The 17,520-nt window shown below is 73.0% G+C and carries 13 protein-coding genes; 8 read left to right on the forward strand and 5 right to left on the reverse strand.

Going from position 1 to position 17,520, the window contains the following annotated elements; all coding sequences use genetic code 11:
• Positions 1 to 291: 291 nt before the first annotated feature.
• From WME89_RS35875 to WME89_RS35885, 3 genes are all read right to left on the reverse strand, one after another.
• Complete coding sequence (locus WME89_RS35875) at positions 292 to 1,650, reverse strand: LLM class flavin-dependent oxidoreductase (RefSeq protein ID WP_438004142.1); 1,359 nt, start codon at positions 1,648 to 1,650, stop codon at positions 292 to 294.
• Between the two features lie 241 nt (positions 1,651 to 1,891).
• Positions 1,892 to 2,944, reverse strand: a complete 1,053-nt coding sequence (locus WME89_RS35880) for an ABC transporter permease (RefSeq protein WP_438004143.1) — start codon at positions 2,942 to 2,944, stop codon at positions 1,892 to 1,894.
• Positions 2,944 to 3,879, reverse strand: a complete 936-nt coding sequence (locus WME89_RS35885; RefSeq protein ID WP_438004144.1) for an ATP-binding cassette domain-containing protein — start codon at positions 3,877 to 3,879, stop codon at positions 2,944 to 2,946. Before WME89_RS35885 ends, WME89_RS35880 begins: the two co-directional genes overlap by 1 nt.
• Before the next feature lie 271 nt (positions 3,880 to 4,150).
• On the opposite strand from WME89_RS35885, the gene WME89_RS35890 reads away from it, so the two are divergent.
• The 3 genes from WME89_RS35890 to WME89_RS35900 are packed head-to-tail and all read left to right on the forward strand — an operon-like array spanning position 4,151 to position 8,842.
• Complete coding sequence (locus WME89_RS35890; protein WP_438004145.1) at positions 4,151 to 5,869, forward strand: protein kinase domain-containing protein; 1,719 nt, start codon at positions 4,151 to 4,153, stop codon at positions 5,867 to 5,869.
• Positions 5,870 to 5,874: 5 nt separating this feature from the next.
• On the forward strand, positions 5,875 to 7,038 hold the full coding sequence (locus tag WME89_RS35895; RefSeq protein WP_438004146.1) for a tetratricopeptide repeat protein: 1,164 nt from the start codon (positions 5,875 to 5,877) through the stop codon (positions 7,036 to 7,038).
• Between the two features lies 1 nt (position 7,039).
• The gene (locus WME89_RS35900; RefSeq protein ID WP_438004147.1) at positions 7,040 to 8,842 is read left to right on the forward strand and encodes a hypothetical protein; all 1,803 of its coding nucleotides are present in this window, start codon (positions 7,040 to 7,042) and stop codon (positions 8,840 to 8,842) included.
• A gap of 166 nt (positions 8,843 to 9,008) precedes the next feature.
• On the opposite strand, the gene WME89_RS35905 is transcribed toward WME89_RS35900, so the two are convergent.
• Both WME89_RS35905 and WME89_RS35910 read right to left on the reverse strand, forming a co-directional pair.
• On the reverse strand, positions 9,009 to 9,530 hold the full coding sequence (locus WME89_RS35905) for a hypothetical protein (RefSeq protein WP_438004148.1): 522 nt from the start codon (positions 9,528 to 9,530) through the stop codon (positions 9,009 to 9,011).
• A gap of 461 nt (positions 9,531 to 9,991) precedes the next feature.
• The gene (locus tag WME89_RS35910; RefSeq protein ID WP_438004149.1) at positions 9,992 to 10,762 is read right to left on the reverse strand and encodes a hypothetical protein; all 771 of its coding nucleotides are present in this window, start codon (positions 10,760 to 10,762) and stop codon (positions 9,992 to 9,994) included.
• A gap of 645 nt (positions 10,763 to 11,407) precedes the next feature.
• Here WME89_RS35910 and urtA point away from each other — a divergent pair.
• The 5 genes from urtA (at position 11,408) to urtE (ending at position 16,591) form a co-directional block, all read left to right on the forward strand.
• Complete coding sequence (gene urtA / locus WME89_RS35915) at positions 11,408 to 12,718, forward strand: urea ABC transporter substrate-binding protein (protein ID WP_438004150.1); 1,311 nt, start codon at positions 11,408 to 11,410, stop codon at positions 12,716 to 12,718.
• Positions 12,719 to 12,932: 214 nt separating this feature from the next.
• Positions 12,933 to 13,829, forward strand: a complete 897-nt coding sequence (urtB, locus tag WME89_RS35920) for an urea ABC transporter permease subunit UrtB (RefSeq protein ID WP_438004151.1) — start codon at positions 12,933 to 12,935, stop codon at positions 13,827 to 13,829.
• 13 nt (positions 13,830 to 13,842) lie between these two features.
• Entirely contained in the window at positions 13,843 to 15,009 is a 1,167-nt protein-coding gene (gene urtC, locus WME89_RS35925) for an urea ABC transporter permease subunit UrtC (RefSeq protein WP_438004152.1), read from the forward strand.
• A 17-nt stretch (positions 15,010 to 15,026) separates the two neighbouring features.
• A complete protein-coding gene (urtD, locus tag WME89_RS35930; protein ID WP_438004153.1) occupies positions 15,027 to 15,884 on the forward strand; it encodes an urea ABC transporter ATP-binding protein UrtD in 858 nt (285 codons plus the stop codon).
• A 5-nt stretch (positions 15,885 to 15,889) separates the two neighbouring features.
• Positions 15,890 to 16,591, forward strand: a complete 702-nt coding sequence (gene urtE / locus WME89_RS35935; protein ID WP_438004154.1) for an urea ABC transporter ATP-binding subunit UrtE — start codon at positions 15,890 to 15,892, stop codon at positions 16,589 to 16,591.
• Positions 16,592 to 17,520: the final 929 nt, after the last annotated feature.

Genomic DNA, 17,520 nt, shown 5'->3' on the forward strand with positions numbered 1-17,520 from the left:
GGTGCTCAGCTTCTTGCACGTGGGGAAGTACGATCCTCCGGCGCTCGGTACGCCCTCGCATCCGGGCGAGCCGCGGGTCGCCGCCGCGCCGTCGACCCGAGGGCGTCTGCGCCGTGGCCGACCGTGGCGACCTCAAGGGCAGAGTCCGGTGCCGTGGCAGGCGGTCCAGGCGATGTGGCCGCCGCCGTTGTAGCTGCCGTCCGTCACGGCTCCGCAGTTCGTGTTCGGATCGTCCAGAGGTCCAGGTCTGCCGTGCGCCGCGGCGGCGCGTCCTCCGCAGAGCGCGCGGCGTCAGGCCGCCGACGCCCGCGACTTCGTCTTGTCCGCGTGGCGGTTCGCCGGCCGGGCCAGCCCGAGGTTCTCCCGGAGCGTGCGGCCCTCGTACTCGGTCCGGAACAGGCCCCGTCGCCGCAGCTCCGGGATCACCAGCTCCACGAAGTCGTCCAGCCCGCCCGGGAGCCACGGCGGCATCACGTTGAACCCGTCGGCGCCGCCCTGCGTGAACCAGGCCTCCAGCTGGTCCGCGATCTGCTCCACCGAGCCCACGATCGTCCAGTGCCCGCGCGCCCCCGCCACCCAGAGGTAAAGCTCCCGGATCGTGAGGTTGCGCTTGCGGGCGATGTCGAACATCAGCGCCTGCCGGCTCTTGTTGTTGTTCGTCTCCGGCAGATCCGGCAGCGGCCCGTCCACCGGATACGCCGACAGGTCGACCCCGCCCGAGAGCCCCGAGAGCAGCGACAGCCCGACCTCCGGCAGGATGAGGTCCTGCAGCTGCTGGTACTTCGCCCTCGCCTCCGACTCCGTCCTGGCGACAACGGGGAACACCCCCGGCATGATCTTCAGCTGGTCCGGGTGGCGCCCGTACTTGGCCATCCGGCCCTTGACGTCGGCGTAGAAGGCCTGCGCGTCCTCGAGGGTCTGCTGCGCCGTGAAGATCACCTCCGCGGTCTCCGCCGCGAGCTCCCTGCCCGCTTCCGACGACCCCGCCTGCACGATCACCGGGTGCCCCTGGGGCGGACGCGGGATGTTGAGCGGCCCGCGGACGGAGAAGAACTTCCCCTTGTGATCGAGCGTGTGCAGCTTGTCCGGGTCGTAGTAGGCGCCCGACGCCTTGTCGCGGAGGAAGGCGTCGTCTTCCCAGCTGTCCCAGAGGCCGGTGACGACATCGACGAACTCGCGCGCCCGCGCGTAGCGCTGCGCATGGTCGGGGTGCGCCTCGAGCCCGAAGTTCCCCGCGGCCTCGCCCCCGCCGGTGGTGACCACGTTCCACCCTGCCCGCCCCTGGCTGATGTGGTCCAGCGAGGCGAACTTGCGGGCCAGCAGGTACGGCTCCTCGTACGTGGTGGACGCCGTGGCGATGAAGCCGATGCGCTCGGTGACGGCCGCGAGCGCCGAGAAGAGCGTGACCGGCTCGAAGCTCGCGCCGTAAGCGGTGCGGCCCTTCGCCCCCGGCCGGTTCTGCAACGCGAGCCCGTCCGCGAGGAACACGGCGTCGAACTTCGCCCGCTCCGCCGTCTGGGTGATGCGCTTGTAATGTTCCAGGCTGATGCCGCCGTCCGCCTGCGCGTCCGGGTGCCGCCAGGCCGCCACGTGGTGCCCGGCGCCAGGCAGAAAGGCGCCCAGACGGATCTTCCGCTGATTGTCGCTCATGGGTGTCCTCGGTCTCGTTCCTCGCGTTCGCGCGCGGACGCGCGGGCGTGCTGCCGCTCGCCGCCGCGCGCACCGCAAGCGCCGTGCCCGGAGGCGGAGCCACGGGCGCGGCGGCAGAGGGCAAAGCACGTCCCCTCCCCCGCGGCGGCGTGCTGCGAGGGCAGCAGCGGACGGGCCGGCGTTGCGGAAGCGCTGCTCGCAGGGAAACACCCGCCGCGAGCCGGCCCGCCACCGGCCCGGGCTACTCCCAGCGGAAGAGCTTCAGGGCGAGGGCGAAGGAGACAACGCCCCAGCCGGCCAGAAGCGCGAGCTCGGGCGCGAGCGCGACGAGCGGCGTGCCCTCGAGCATCACGCCGCGGAGCGCGTCGTTCAGCGCGGTGAGGGGCAGGGCCTGGACGAACGGCTGGAGCGCGCCGGGGAAGCGCTCGGTCGAGAAGAAGACGCCGGAGAAGATCCACATCGGGAACGTCGCCAGGTTGGTCAGGCCCGAGACGCCCTCGAGGGTCCGCGGCCGCGCCGCGATCAGCAGGCCGATGCCGACGAACGACAGCGCGCCGATCATGACGACCAGCGCCAGCGCGGCGAGCGAGCCGGCGATCGGCACGCCGAGCGCGAGGACCGCGAAGAGGAGCAGGGCCACGACCTCGAGCGCCAGGAACACGAGCCGCGCCCCGAGGTGCGCCGCGAGGAGGTGCCAGCGCCGCATCGGCGCCGCGACGAACAGCTTCAGGAGCTTGCCGATGCGCTGCTGCACGATCGAGAAGCCGATCGCCCAGATCCCGGTCGCCATCACGTTCATGCCGAGCAGCCCGGGCACGAGGAAGTCGATGTAGCGCGAGCCCTTCTCGGTCATCTCCAGCGCGGCCGGGCGGAAGGCGTCGGCGCGCCCCGCCGCGCGCTGGAGCGCCTCGTCCACCTCGAGCCGGGCGATGCGGCTCTCCGGCCGCGTCGGATCGAACCAGTACGTCGGCGGATCGGTGGCGAGCACGACGAGCGCGACCTTGCCGGCCCGGAGCTCCTGCCGCGCCTGCTCCCGCGGGACCACCCTGGGGGTGACCTGCCCCGACGCATCGAGCGCCGACCGCCGCAGCTCGGCCCCGGCGCCCTCCTCGACGCTCACCAGCACCGGCTCGGCGGGCTGGTTCCTGAACGCGACCGCCAGCGCCGACGAGAGCAGGATCGGGAACACGAACATCCAGAAGAGCGCCTCGGGCTCGCGCAGGAACTCCACCACCCGCGCCCGGATGAGGAGCGCGAGCGGCGCCGCGCGAAGGGAGCGGAGCCACCGCGCCATCACGCCGCCTCCTCGACCGCGAGCTTCCGCCCGGCGAGCGCCATGAACACGTCCTCCAGGCTCGCGTCGTGCGTCGTGAGCCGCCGCACCTCGACCCCGCGCGCCGCGCAGAGCGCGAGCAGCGGCGGCAGCGCGCGCGCCACGTCGCGCACCGTCAGCCGGAGCGTCCCCTGCCCGACGCGCACGGCCTCCACCTCGGGCAGCGCCTGGAGCTCCTCCTCGGCGATGTCCTTGCTCACGTCGATCTCGACGACGTGCTCGGCGCCCAGCGAGGCGACGAGCGCCGCCGGCGTGCCGAGCGAGAGCACCCGCCCGCGGTCGACGATCGCCACGCGGTCGCAGAGGCGCGCGGCCTCTTCCATGTAGTGCGTGGTCAGGAGGATGGTGCGGCCGCGCGCCTTCAGGTCCTCGACGACGCCCCAGATCTCGCGGCGCGACGCCGGGTCGAGGCCGGTGCTCGGCTCGTCGAGGAAGAGCACCTCCGGGTCGCCCACGAGCGCGCAGGCGAGCGACAGCCGCTGCTTCTGCCCGCCCGAGAGCCCGCGCACGAACGCGCCCGCCTTCTCCTGCAAGGACACGCGGCGCAGCGCCTCCGCCGGGTCGAGCCCGCGCGGGTAGAAGCTGCGGAAGAGCGCGATCACCTCGCCGACCCGGAGCTTGTCCGGGAAGCGCGTCTCCTGGAGCTGGATGCCGAGCCGCGCGCGCAGCGCGATCCCGTCCCCGATCCAGCGCTCGCCCAGCACCTCGACCTCGCCGGCGTCGGGGCGGGTCAGCCCCTCGAGGATCTCCACCGTGGTCGTCTTGCCCGCGCCGTTCGGTCCGAGCAGGCCGAAGCACTCGCCGCGCCGCACCTCGAGATCGAGCCCGTTCACGGCCACGACGTCGCCGTAGCGCTTGACCAGGCCGCGGCAGACCAGGGCGGGAGAGGCGGACACGGCACGCCTCTAACGCAATGCACGCCGAAAAGGAACCGCGCCCCTCGATCGCGGCGCGCCGCTGGCGCCCGCGACGAACGGAGCGCACCTCCACGCGCCCACAGGCGCGCCGGAAAATTCGACAGGCGACGCGACGCCTTGCCTCCCAGGAGAATCGAATCTCGCCAGACACCTGCGGCAAGCGCGTCGAGCGTGGCCCTGCAAGGAACCCGGTCCGAGATCGTGGCTGGCCGTTCTGCAAGCTCAGAGCGACGGAGTTGGGGGGCGCGTGGTGAGCGATGAAGAGGGAGTGGTGCCGGTGCACTGCGGCGAGGTCATCGCGGACCGCTACCGGGTCGAGCGGCTGCTCGGGATCGGCGGGATGGGGGCTGTCGTCGCGGCGCGGCACCTGGCGCTGGGCGAGCTCGTGGCCATCAAGTTCATGCGGGCGGAGTACTGCGGCAACGCGGCGCTCCTGAGGCGGTTCCAGCGCGAGGCGCGCGGGATGTTCCGGCTGAAGACCGAGCACGTGCCGCGGGTCTACGACCTGGGCACGCTCGCGCCGCGGCCGGGGGGCGGGCTGCCCGTGCCGTTCATCGTGATGGAGCACCTCTCGGGCAACGACCTCCGCTCGATCGTGGAGCGCCGCGGGCGGCTCCCGATCGACGAGGCGGCCGAGTACGTCCGTCAGGCCTGCGTCGCCCTGATCGAGGCGCACGCGCTCGGGATGGTGCACCGGGACCTCAAGCCCGCGAACCTGTTCCTGACGTACCGGACCGACGGCACGCCGCTCGTCAAGGTGCTCGACTTCGGCGTCGCGAAGTTCACGTGCGCGAAGCCCGAGGACGACGGGCTCGAGATGACGACGGCGCGGTCGGTCATGGGCTCGCGCCGCTACATGGCGCCCGAGCAGATGCTCACGCCCAAGGACGTCGATCTGCGCGCGGACCTGTGGGCGCTCGGGGTCGTGCTCTACCAGCTCGTGAGCGGCGCGCTGCCGTTCGGCGCGGAGACGCTGGAGCAGCTCGTGCTGGTCGTGTCGGAGCAGGCGCCCCGGCCGCTCCGGAGCGCGCGCGCCGATCTGCCCGAGGGGTTCGAGGAGATCGTGATGCGCTGCCTCGAGAAGAACCGGGCCCGCCGTCCGGGCTCGGCCCGCGAGCTCGCCGCCGCGCTCGCGCCTTTCGCGCTGAGCGGGCCGCCCGACGCGACGCTGCCCACGGCGGTCCACCGGAGCCAGCCGACGTTCACGTGGCTGGACGAGAGCCCGCCAACGACCGCCGTCCGGCCGCCCGAGACGCAGAGGCCCGAGGTCCGCCGCCCGAGGCGGGCGTGGCTCGCGGCCGCGGCCGGCGCCTTCTCCGCGAGCGCCGCGCTGGCCGCGGCGGTCCTGCCGTCCGGGTGGCCGCGCGCGGCGGGGTCCACCTGGGCCGACGGCGCCGTGGCGCAGCGCCTCGCGGGGGTGCCGCAGGGGCTCGCCGAGGAGCCGCAGGCGACCGCCATGGCCTCCGGGCCGCAGGCGCCCGGCGACCCGGCCGACGGCGCGCTGCACGGCGCGCTGCACGGCGTCGGCAGCGCGGGCGGCGCGTCCCCGGCGGATCCCAGGGAGGCGCCCCTGTGCGACGCGGCCGGCGTCGTGCTGCCGGCGAGGGTCACGGCGCCCGCGCGGGCGAGCTCCGGGCGACCGCGCGCGCCGGCCCGCGCGGCGCTGGCGTCCGGGACCTCGGCGGGCCCGGCGGCGCCGCAGGAGCCGCGGGGGCGGCCCGGGCGGCCGGAGCCCGCGGCGGCCGCCAGCGACGCGCCCTCGACGGCCTCCGCGTTGCGCCATGGGCCTCCGCAGCGGCCTGCGCCGCCGGACGCGCCCTCGACGGCCCCCGCCGCCCCCGTGGCTGCCGGGCCCGCGGCAGCCCCCGCGGCGCCGGTGTTGCGGCCGGGCGGCGTCCCGACCGCCGTGGAAGCGCCCGCCCGCGGCGCCGAGGCCGCGTCGGCAGGCGCGTCGGAGAGCCCCTGGTGATCGCCATGCGCCGAGGGGCTCGAACGACGATCGGCAGCTCGCTCCCGCGGAGGCTCGGTTGCGCCGTCGCGGCGCTGTCGCTGGCGCTCGCCCCGGCGAGCGGCACCGCCAGCGGGCCAGGCGCGGGCCAGCCCGGCGCAGGACTGCCCGGCGCGGGCCAGCCCGGCGCAGGACTGCCAGGCGCAGGACTGCCAGGCGCAGGACACAAGGAGCAGGTGCTCGCGCTTTACCAGGTCGCGCGGCAGCTGCTCGCGGACGGGCGCATCGCCGAGGCGTGCGCGGTGCTCGAGCAGGGCAGGACGCTCGATCCGACGGCGCTCAACCTCCTCCTGCGGCTCGGCGAGTGCCTCGCGCGCGCGGGCAGGACCGCGGGCGCCTGGAACGTCTTCAGCGAGGCAGCGGCGATCGCGAAGAGCTCCGGCGACCCCCGCGCGGCGCGCGCGGCCGCGCTCGCGGCGGCGCTCGAGCCGCGGCTCTCGCGGATGGCGATCGCGGTGCCCGCGGCGGGCGCGGCGCCGGGGCTGGAGATCCGGCGCGACGGCGTGCCGGTCGCGCCCGCGCAGTGGGGCCAGCCGCTCCCTGTCGATCCGGGGACGCACACGATCGAGGCGCGGGCGCCCGGCAGGAAGCGCTGGTCGCTCGTGCGCGCCGTGCCGCCGGACGGCGCGCGCGTCGTCGTCGACGTGCCCGTCCTGGAGCAGGAGCCACGAGAGCTGCCCGCCCGCGCGCGCGCCGCGGCGGCGCCAGGCCCCCGGCGGCAGGCGCCCGCGGTCCTGACGATCGTCGGCCAGGGCGACGGCGACGGCGGCTGGCCCGCGCAGCGGGTGATCGCGCTCGCGAGCGGCGGCGCTGGCCTCGTGGGGCTCGGCCTCGGCGCCGTGTTCGGCGCGGAGGCGCTCGCCCGCCGGGACGCCTCGAACCGCGGCCACTGCGACGCGCGGAGCCGCTGCGACGCCGCCGGGGTCGCGCTGCGGGAGGACGCGCAGGCGGCCGGCACCGCCTCGACGATCGCGTTCTCGGCCGGCACGGCCGCGCTGCTCGCGGCCGGCCTGCTGTTCTGGACCGCGCCCTCCAGCGCCGCCGGCACGCCCGCGCGCCGCGCCGCGACGACCGCCGCGGCCGCGGCCGGCCCCGGCGCCTTTTCGCTCGTCGTGGGCGGGAGCTACTGACGTGGGCGCGCGCGGCTCGATCGGGCTCGGCACGCGGCTCTCGCTCGTGGCGCTCGGCTGCGCCGGGTGCAACGCGCTGCTCGGGCTGGAGGACGGCATCCTCGTGGAGGAGCGCTGCGAGCCGCTCTCCGCAGTCGCCTGCTACAGCGGGCCGCCGGCGACCGACGGCGTCGGCGCCTGCATGATCGGCCTCAAGCGGTGCAACGCCGCCGGCGACGCCTACGGCCCCTGCGAGGGCGAGGTGACGCCCGCGCCGGAGCGCTGCGGCAACGCGGCCGACGACGACTGCGACGGCGCTGTCGACGAGTTGGACGAGATCACAGCCGGGCGAGGGGGCCCCGCGGCCGGCGGCGAGGTCTGCGCCTGCGACCCCGGGACGGTCGAGCCGTGCCCCTACGGCGGGCCGCCGGGGACGGTGGGCGTCGGTGCGTGCAGCGCCGGCCAGCGGACGTGCGGGGCCGGCGGCCGGTGGGGCGAGTGCGCCGGCGAGGTCACGCCTCGCGCCGAGGACTGCGCGACGCCGGCGGACGACGACTGCAGCGGCGGCGGGGACTGCGGCGCGGTGCTCCCCGGCGGGCCTCCCGGCGGGCTCCTCGGCGGCGCCGGCGAGGAGCGGGCGCTGGCGCTCGCGGCCGGCGGCGGGGACTTCGCGATCCTGGGCGGCGAGTTCCAGGGCTCCCTCGACCTCGGCGCCGGGCCGGTCGCGACCGGCGCCGAGCAGGACATCTTCGTGGCGCGGATCGAGCCGGACGGCGCCGTGGCGTGGGCGCGGCGGCTCATCGACGAGGGGCAAGGCTCGCTGCTGGCGCTCGCGGTGGACCCGGAAGGCGAGGTCGCGGTCACGGGCGAGCTCGCGGGGGTCATGGGCGCGGCCGGGCTCACCGCGGCCGCGCCGCGCGGGTTCGTGGTGAAGCTGGACGCGGAGGGCGCGGTGCGCTGGGGGACGCTGCTCCCCCCGGGCAGGCCGCAGGACATCGCTGTCTCGGCGGCGGGCGAGGTCGTTGTCGCGTCGGCGGTGGCGGAGCCCGGCGGGAGCGACGTGGCGGTGTCCCGGCTCAATGCGGCGGGCGTGCTGCTCTGGACCCGGGCGTTCGGGGGCGAGGGGACGCAGGAGCCGACGGGTGTGGCGGTGGACGGGCGCGGGGACGTGGTCTTGACGGGGAGCTTCGAGGCCGAGGTGCAGTTCGGCGAGGAGGCGCCCCGGCTCTCGTCGGCGGGGATGAGCGACGTGTTCCTGGCCAAGCTCGACGAGCGCGGCGATCACATCGCGTCGGTGGCGTTCGGCGACGGCCGCCAGCAGCGCGGGGGCGACATCGAGATCGGGCCGGGCGGCGAGATCGCGCTGAGCGGGACGTTCGAGGGGCTGCTCGATCTGGGGAGCAGCACCCTGTTTTCGGACGGGGTCTCGGCGTTCGTGGCCGAGCTCGGGGTCGCCAGGGAGCACCGCTTCAGCCGGGCTTACCGGGCGGAGCGGCCGCCGCGCCTCGCGATCGAGGCGGACGGCGGGCTCGTCCTGGCAGGCGACGCCAGCGAGCCGGCCGACCTCGGCGGCGGGCCGCTCGACGGCGCCAGCAGCGACATCGTCGTGGCGCGGCTCGACGCCGAGGGGCGCCACGTGTGGAGCAAGCGGCTCGGCCCCGGCCCGGGGGAGAGCGGCGGGCGCCGGTCCGCGGCCGGCGTGGCGGCGTTCGTGGATCGCGGCCACGTCCTGCTCGCGGGCACCGTGGAGGGGAGCGTGGACCTCGACGGCGCCGCCGCGCAGTCGACCGCCGCCGACATCCTGCTGGTCCGGCTGGCGCCGTAAGGCGTCGACGGTGTCTGGCAGGGCCGCGCCGACGAGCCGGCAAGGCCGTGGAAAGCCCAACAAAGAACGGGACAGGCGACCTGCTGGAGGTCGCCTGTCCCGTCCGTCCGGCGCTTGTCGCCCCAGGATCCCTGGCGCGCGGCGCTAGCTCAGCGATCGCGAGCTGTCACTGGCAGGAGAGCAGGCAGCCGAGGTAGGGCTTGCAGTCCTCATCGTCGTCGCAGGCGGTCGTGGCTGCCTCGTAGCAGGCATCGCTCGGATCGACCTCGTCGAGGCACGCCACGCAGTCGGCGTTCTGCACCTCGAGGTTCACGGTGCCGTCTTCACCGCACGCGTCGGTCGTGGCGTCGGTGGTATCGCACACGTCGGCGCACGGCGAGTCCGCGACACACCCGCACTGCCAGAACCCGTGGCCGTTGAGGGCTGCGTACTCATCCGGGAACGCCATATCGCAGCAGTCGTCGCACTCTTCCGCGGCCTCCTCGGCGCACTCACCGCCGCCGCCTTCGCCCGTGCCACCGGCCTCACCGCCCTCGCCACCGGTACCGCTCGTGGTGGTCGTGGTGGTATCCGAGCCGCCAGAGCCGCCGTCACCGCCCGCGCCCCCGGAGCCGGTGCCGTCGCCGACCTTACATGCCGCCATCGCACACACGCTGACCAGGATCGCCGCAAAACTGAAAGCTTTCATAATTCCATCCTCCGACCAACAAGGTTTGCGCTGCTCGTGATGAAGGGGATGTCGAGCGATGCCGCCCGGCAGCCCTTCCTCTGCACTTCAGCGCCGCCGTGGGCGCCGGGTTCTGTTCCTACACCAGAAATTTTCGTGATGGTATCTGCTGCGTGCTTACCGCGGCGCCCACGCGTCGCTCGCGACATGCGAAGAGCGCACGTTCACGCAAGCTGTGCGTGAGGTGGGTGCGCGTGAGCAAATTCAGCCATCAACAGCTTTTTGCAGCAGGAGCAGACACTAGCACGGCGGCGACGCGAGGGATCGAGCACCGCCGCGCGGATAACCTGCTCTTCGGGGAGATGGCGAGGAGGGGTGTGGCGAGCTCAGGCGCGATCGACAGCCGGAGTCAACCATGGAGTCGAGCGGCAGAGTCCGCTCGTGGAGCATCGGCCGGACGAGGCGAGCCTTCGCCCTCGGGGCTAGGAGCCGCCGGCAGCGCGCCGCATGGCGCAGTCGAGGTCGCCCTTGCAGGGGTCGCTCGCCGCGCGCGCCGCGCCCGGGCTCGGCGGCGGCGCGGCGGCCGCCGGGGCGCGGCTCTCGACGGCGCGCTTCGCCGCCGCCCTGTCCCCGCCTGACGTGGCGGCGGATCGCGCCTTCGCCCCGCGGGCGCCGCGCTCGCGCGGCTTGTCGCCCTGCCCGACCGGAGCCGCCGCGGTCGCGGCCTTGGGCTCCACCTTCGGCAGGCGCGTCAGCGCGGCGCCCGCCGCGTACCGCACGCCGGGCTGCGCCGCGGCGCGGAGCGTCTCGCGCGGGGCGCCGAGCCACACCGCGCTGGCGACGACGGCGGCCCCGACAAGGCCCATGACTCCATACCGCATGACCGCTGCCCGCCGCGCGCGCGGCGGGCGCAGGTCGATCGGGACCTCGGACGGCACCGGCGTGAGATCAGGAGGCCTGAACGCCGGCAGCTCGGGCGCGCCGAAAGGGAAGAGATCCAGATAGCTGCTGCGCTGCTGTTCGTCGTCGGCGGCCATCCCGTGGATATCCACCATCCCGGAGCTCCTCGCGCCTTGAGCGGCCCGCGCGCTGGCCGCCTTGTCGGCGGCGGCCTCCTCCACCGCGAGCAGCGCGCTCAGCGAGATCACCACCGAGTTCTCGTCGCGCGGCCCTGCCGCAGCGCTCGTCGGCGCCGCGCCGCCGACCGAAGATCGCCGATCCGCCTCACCGGGCAAGTGCTCTGTGCTTCTCATACGCTCCACCCCGCCTGCCCTCCGTGTCGACCGAGCACAGGGCGCAGACAGCGTCCACCAGTGTACTCGGCATCTACCGCTCTTGATACAGTTTTTTCTCCGCACTGGAGAGCGCACCCTCGTTACGATAGCTTACGACAGCTCACGACAGCTCACGACAGCTCGGCGGCTCAGCGCTCGTGCGCGCGGCGGCCAGAGCTCCCCACACCCTGTCGCGGCGAGCGACACCGGTGCTCCGCCCAGCCTGTCGAGCCGCGCGGCGCGCACCGCGACGGGCTCCGTCCGTGTGCGCCGCGCGGCGCCGGAGCCGGAGCCGGAGCGAGAAGCTCGCTTTGTGATCGGGAATCCCAAAGGCCTGCGGAAAGCGCGCAGCTCCTGCCCGGCCGGCCGACATTTCATCTCGGCGAAACCTCGAGGAAACATGGCGCTGGGCATAAGACATTTCACCACGACGTCGTGTCGCTGGCCCCTCTCCGAGGGCCGGTCCCTGCTGCGCAGGGCGGTCCTCCGGTGTCCAGCCGGGAGCCTCACAGCGCAGTCGCTGACTCCCGAGCTTCCCAACGGCTCTTGTGCAGTCGGTCCGCCGCGCCGCGTCGATGCAGGGCATTGAACGGGCTCCCGGCACTCAAGGAGGATGCGTTGAATATGTTCACGTCTCGGTTGGGCGTTGAGGAGCGGCCGGCGGCGGTCTCCTCGGGGCGGCGGGCGCTCTGCGTCGCGGCGGCGGCCCTCGCTGGCGCGGCCCTGCTCTCCGCGTGCGCCAAGGAAGGCGAGGAGACGGCGGCGCCGGGGGCGGCGCCCGGGGCGCCCGCGGCGGCAGCGGCGGACGGCGCCACCATCAAGGTCGGCGTGCTCCACTCGCTGAGCGGCACCATGTCGATCAGCGAGGTGGCGGTCAAGGACGCGACGCTCCTCGCGATCGAGGAGATCAACAAGGCGGGCGGCGTGCTCGGCAAGCAGCTCACGCCCGTGATCGAGGACGGCGCCAGCGACTGGCCGACGTTCAACGAGAAGGCCAGGAAGCTCGTCCAGCAGGACGGCGTGGCGGTCGTGTTCGGCGGTTGGACCAGCGCCAGCCGCAAGGCGATGCTGCCCTCGTTCGAGGAGCTGAACGGCCTCCTCTTCTACCCGGTCCAGTACGAGGGCCTGGAGCAGTCGCCCAACATCTTCTACACCGGCGCCGAGCCGAGCCAGCAGATCGTCCCCGCGGTCGACTACCTGCTCGAGAAGGGCAAGAAGCGCATCTACCTGCTCGGCTCCGACTACGTCTTTCCGCGCACGGCCAACAAGATCATCAAGGCCCAGCTCGCGGCCAAGGGCGGCGAGCTCGCCGGCGAGGAGTACCTCCCGCTCGGCGGGACCGAGGTCAGCACGATCATCAGCAAGATCGCCGCGGCCAAGCCGGACGCGATCTTCAACACGCTGAACGGCGACAGCAACGTCGCGTTCTTCAAGCAGTTCAAGGACGCCGGCTACACCGCCGACAAGGTGCCGGTCCTCTCGGTGAGCGTCGCCGAGGAGGAGGTGCGCGGCATCGGCGCCGACAACATCGCCGGACACCTCGTCTCGTGGAACTACTACCAGACCACCGACACCCCCGAGAACAAGAAGTTCGTCGACGCCTACAAGGCGAAGTACGGCGCCGCGCGCGTGACCGACGACCCCATCGAAGCGGGCTATTTCGGGGTCTTCCTGTGGAAGCTCGCCGTCGAGAAGGCGAAGTCGACGGACGTCGCGAAGGTGAAGGAAGCCGTCCAGTCCGGGGGAATCGAGTACGCCGCGCCCGAGGGCCTGGTCCGGCTCGACGGCAAGAACCAGCACACCTGGAAGACGGTGCGCATCGGCATGGTCCGCAAGGACGGCCTCATCGACGAGGTCTGGAGCTCGGGCAAGCCGATCCAGCCGGATCCGTACCTCACGGCGTACGCCTGGGCGAAGGAGCTGGCCGCGAAGTAGCGGCGCGCCGGCCAGGGAGGCCGGTCGCCGGGCCGTCAGGGCGGGAGCACCGCCGGGAGATCGCCCTCTCCTCCTCTCGCCCTGACGGTCCGCTCGAGAAGCCCGGAGACCAGACCACGGAGGCACGGGGAGCACAGGTCGTCGTCACGGTTCGCGCTGTCCTCTCCGGCCCTAACCCCTCTTGCGCGGCGTTTCAGCCTGTTCGGTGCACCAGATGAACGAAGTTCTCCTCCACGCCTTCAACGGTCTGAGCCTGGGATCGATCCTCCTGCTCATCTCGATGGGCCTCGCGTTCTCGTTCGGGCTGATGAACGTGATCAACATGGCTCACGGCGAGTTCATCATGGCCGGGGCCTACACGACGTACGTCGTCGGTCACCACCTCGCGCCGCTCGTCGGCGGGACCGAGGCCGGGGTGTGGTTCCTGCTCGCGCTGCCGGCCTCGTTCCTCGTGGCCGGCTTGCTCGGGCTCGTGCTCGAGCTCTCGATCGTGCGCTTCCTCTACGGCAGGCCGCTCGACACGCTGCTCGCCACGTGGGGGGTCGGCCTCGTGCTGCAGCAGGCGGCGCGGAGCCTGTTCGGCGCGTCGAACGTGCAGGTGTCGAGCCCCTCGTGGCTGAGCGGCGGCGTCGCGCTCGCGGGCGGGGTGCAGCTGCCCTACAAGCGCGTCTTCCTCATCGCCCTCGTGGTCGCGTGCATCGCCGCCGTCTACACGTACCTGCACCGCTCCCCGAGCGGCAGGCGGCTGCGGGCCGTGATGCAGAACCGGCAGATGGCCGCGTGCCTCGGCGTGCGCACGCGCCGGGTCGACGCCGCGACGTTCGCGCTCGGCGCGGGGCTCGCGGGGGTCGCGGGGTGCGCGCTGACGCAGCTCGGCTCGATCGGGCCGTCGCTCGGGACGAACTACATCGTCGACGCTTTCATGGTGGTCATCCTCGGCGGCCTCGGGCGGCTGCCCGGCACGGCGGTGGCGGCGCTCGTGATCGGCGTGGCGAACACGCTGCTCGAGCTGTCGACGACGGCGTCGCTCGGCAAGGCGCTCGTCTTCGCGCTGGTGATCGCCTTCCTGCAGTGGCGGCCGACTGGCCTTCTCGCCCTGCGCACTCGATAGAGAGGACACGGACATGGCCCCTCGAGACTCTGCCCTTCGCACCTTCGTCTGGACCTGGGGAGCGCCGCTCGCCCTGGCGCTGCCGCTGCTCGCCGCGCCGCTCGTGCTCTCCGACTTTCGCCTGAACCTGCTCGGCAAGTTCCTCACGTACGCCATCGTCGCGCTCGGGCTCGACCTCATCTGGGGCTACGGCGGCATGCTGAGCCTCGGGCAGGGGCTCTTCTTCGGCCTCGGCGGCTACGCGATGGCGATGTACCTCAAGCTGGAGACGTCCGGCCGGCGCTTGCCCGACTTCATGAGCTGGAGCGGCCTCGAGGCGCTGCCGCTCTTCTGGGAGCCGTTCCGCTCGCCGGCCGTGGCGCTCTGCGCCGTGGTGCTCGTGCCGATGGCGATCGCCAGCGCGGTGGGCTACCTCGTGTTCCGCAGCCGCGTCCAGGGGGTGTATTTCTCGCTGATCACCCAGGGGCTCACGCTGATCGCGTCGATCCTCTTCATCGGCCAGCAGGCGATCACCGGCGGCACGAACGGGATCACGAACCTGAAGACGATCTTCGGCTTCTCTCGCGGGGCGGCCGGGACGCAGACGGTGCTCTACTTCGTGACGCTCTTCTGCCTGGGGGCGCTCTACCTCCTTTGCCGGCGGCTCACGCAGTCGCGCTTCGGGCGCCTGCTCCTGGCGATGCGCGACGACGAGAACCGGGTCCGCTTCCTCGGCTACAACCCGGTCACGCTGAAGACGCTGGTGTTCGCGCTGTCGGCGGGCATGGCCGGCATCGCGGGGGCGCTGTTCGTCTGTCAGGTCGGGCTGATCTCGCCCTCCGCGATGGGGGTGATGCCGTCGGTCGAGATGGTGACGTGGGTCGCGGTCGGCGGGCGCGGCACGCTCATCGGCGCGGTGGTCGGGGCGATCCTGGTGAGCCTCGGCAAGAGCGCCCTGAGCGAGTCGTATCCGGAGGTGTGGCAGCTCGGCTTCGGCGCGCTCTTCGCGGCGTCGGTCATGCTGCTCCCGACGGGCGTCGCTGGCTTCCTGCGGAGCCACCTTGCGAAGGTGGCGCGCCGGGACGCGCGGGGCGACGCGGGCGCAACGGGCGCGCGGGACGACGCCGCGGCGGCCGGGGCGGCGCGCGCGGGCGAGGTCGACGCGGCGGGCGCGCAGGCGCCGGCGACGTCAGGGCGCTGAGCGGGGGAGGAGCGGAGATGAGCGGGCACGAACCAGGGAATCAGCAGAGGAGCGACGTGATGAGCCGCGGCAACATCGTCGAGGTCCAGCAGGTGACGGTGAGCTTCGACGGCTTCAAGGTGCTGGACGGGCTCGACTTCTCGATCGGGCGCGGGGAGCTCAGGTTCCTGATCGGGCCGAACGGCGCGGGGAAGACGACGCTGCTCGACATCCTCACCGGTAGGACGCGGCCGTCGAGCGGACGGGTGGTGTTCTATGGAGGTGGGGAGTCCGGGCGAGAGGCCGTGGAGGCGCAGCGGCTGCCGGAGCACGCGCTGGTCCGGCTCGGGGTCGGGCGGAAGTTCCAGACGCCGGCGGTGTTCGGCAGCCTCACGGTGCTCGAGAACCTCGAGGCGGCGATGGGGTTCAGGGAGAGCGCGCCGGGGCTGCTCCGCGGGCTGTCCGCGCAGCAGGAGAAGGAGATCTCGGAGACGCTCGACCGGATCGGGCTCCGGCGGCGCGCGGATGCGCGGGCCGCGGTGCTCGCGCACGGGGAGCGGCAGTGGCTGGAGATCGGGATGCTGCTCGTGCAGCAGCCGAAGCTGCTCCTGCTCGACGAGCCGGTGGCGGGGATGACGCGGCGCGAGCGGGACCGCACGGGGGAGCTCGTGCAGGAGATCGCGAGGCACCGGTCGGTGCTGGTGGTGGAGCACGACATGGAGTTCGTGCGGCGCTACGCCAGCACCGTGACGGTGCTGCACGCCGGCAGGAGGCTGTGCGAGGGGCCGGTCGAGGAGGTCCAGGGCAACGCGAAGGTGATCGAGGTGTACCTCGGGCGGTCGCACGACGCGGGGCGCGCGCGCGGCGGCGCCGTGGCTGCGGCGGAGGAGCGGTAGAGAGCATGCTGGTTGTCGAGGATCTCGCGGTCTATTACGAGGAGAGCTGCATCCTGTCGCAGGTCAGCCTGGACGTCGCGCCCGGCCGGGTTTCGTGCCTCCTGGGGCGCAACGGGGTCGGCAAGACGACGCTGCTCAAGGCGATCATGGGCGTGCTGAAGCCGCGGCGCGGGAAGGTGGCGCTCGACGGGGCGGACATCACGTCGAGGTCGCCGAGCGACAGGGCGCGCGCGGGGATCGGCTATGTGCCGCAGGGGCGGGGGATCTTCCCGTACCTTACGGTGCGAGAGAACCTGCTCATGGGCTTCGAGGCGAAGAGCGATCCGACGCCGAGCCCGGCGGCGTTGGAAGAGATGATGGAGATGTTCCCCATCCTCAAGAAGTTTCAGGCGCGGGCGGCGGGGACGCTGAGCGGCGGGCAGCAGCAGCAGCTCTCCCTGGCGCGCGTGCTGCTGAGGAAGCCGAAGCTCCTCTTGCTCGATGAGCCGACGGAGGGGATCCAGCCGTCGATCATGCAGGAGATCGGGGAGGTGATCAAAGGGCTCGGGAAGAGGGGGGACATGGCCATCCTGCTCGTGGAGCAATTCCTGGATTTCGCGCTCTCGACGGCGAGCGAGTACTTCATCATGGAGAACGGGGGGATCGTGCGGAGGGGGAGCGTGGCGGAGTTCGATGACGCGATCGCGAGGGAGTTTCTGGCGGTGTGAGGGGGCCCCCCGCGAGGGCCCGGACATGGGGAGGGGACGCTCGCTTGTCTCCATCCCCTGCTCGATGAGCTGCTCCTTCACCTCCGGGCTGTCCGCGAGCAACGTTTGCAGGATCTCCTGCCGCCGTGCCTCGATCTCCGGATCGTCGGAGCGGCCGAACCGTCGCTTCAGGTCCTCACGCGTCCACGCTGACATCGGCATATACTGTACCATGGAGAGCACCCATTCCACTTCCCGCCGCGGTGCCACCCACCGGGCGAAGTCGTCCAGCGCCCGTCCCGAGCGCGCCACCAGGAATGGCACCAGCTCGTCGCGCAACGGCAGCTCGTTGGCCGCGATCCACAGAAACTGAAACGCCGAGCGCCCGACGCGGTAACACCCGTGCGCAACCGGCTCCAGCGCCCGCACGCCGTGCAGCCACGACGGCACGTGGGGCGCCACGAACCAGAGCGGCTCCTCCCCCATCCAGGGCGGCTCCTGCTCCTCTACCCGCTCGACCTCCCGCGCCTGCCGGCGCAACAGCGCCCGCTTGACCTCGCGCACGTCGACGTGATCGCCCGCCAGCTTCAGCTCGACGAGCGCCTCCTCGTGCGCCCGGACCTCCGGCCAGGGCGCCGCCAGCAAAGCCAGCCCCTCGGGGCGCAGCACGCGCAGGTAGCCATCGGCCTGCACCCGCTCGAGCCGGACCTCGGGCGCTTCCTCCCACGCTGCGGCGCCGCCCGTGACGCGCGACGTCTCCTCCGCAAACGTCTCCTTGGCGAACCGGTCGAGCTTGCCCACGGCGGTTGGATACCAGCGCTCGCGCAGAGGAGCACTGTAAATAAACGCTCTCCAGGGCTGATATAAAGAGAGATGACCGCAATGGCTTGCGCGCAATTAAGACGGTGTCCACCGACGTCACCTTTGCCGCGAGCGCACCAGGCGCGTCG

The organism is Sorangium sp. So ce321 (assembly GCF_051530195.1).
Taxonomy (GTDB): Bacteria; Myxococcota_A; Polyangia; order Polyangiales; family Polyangiaceae; genus Sorangium.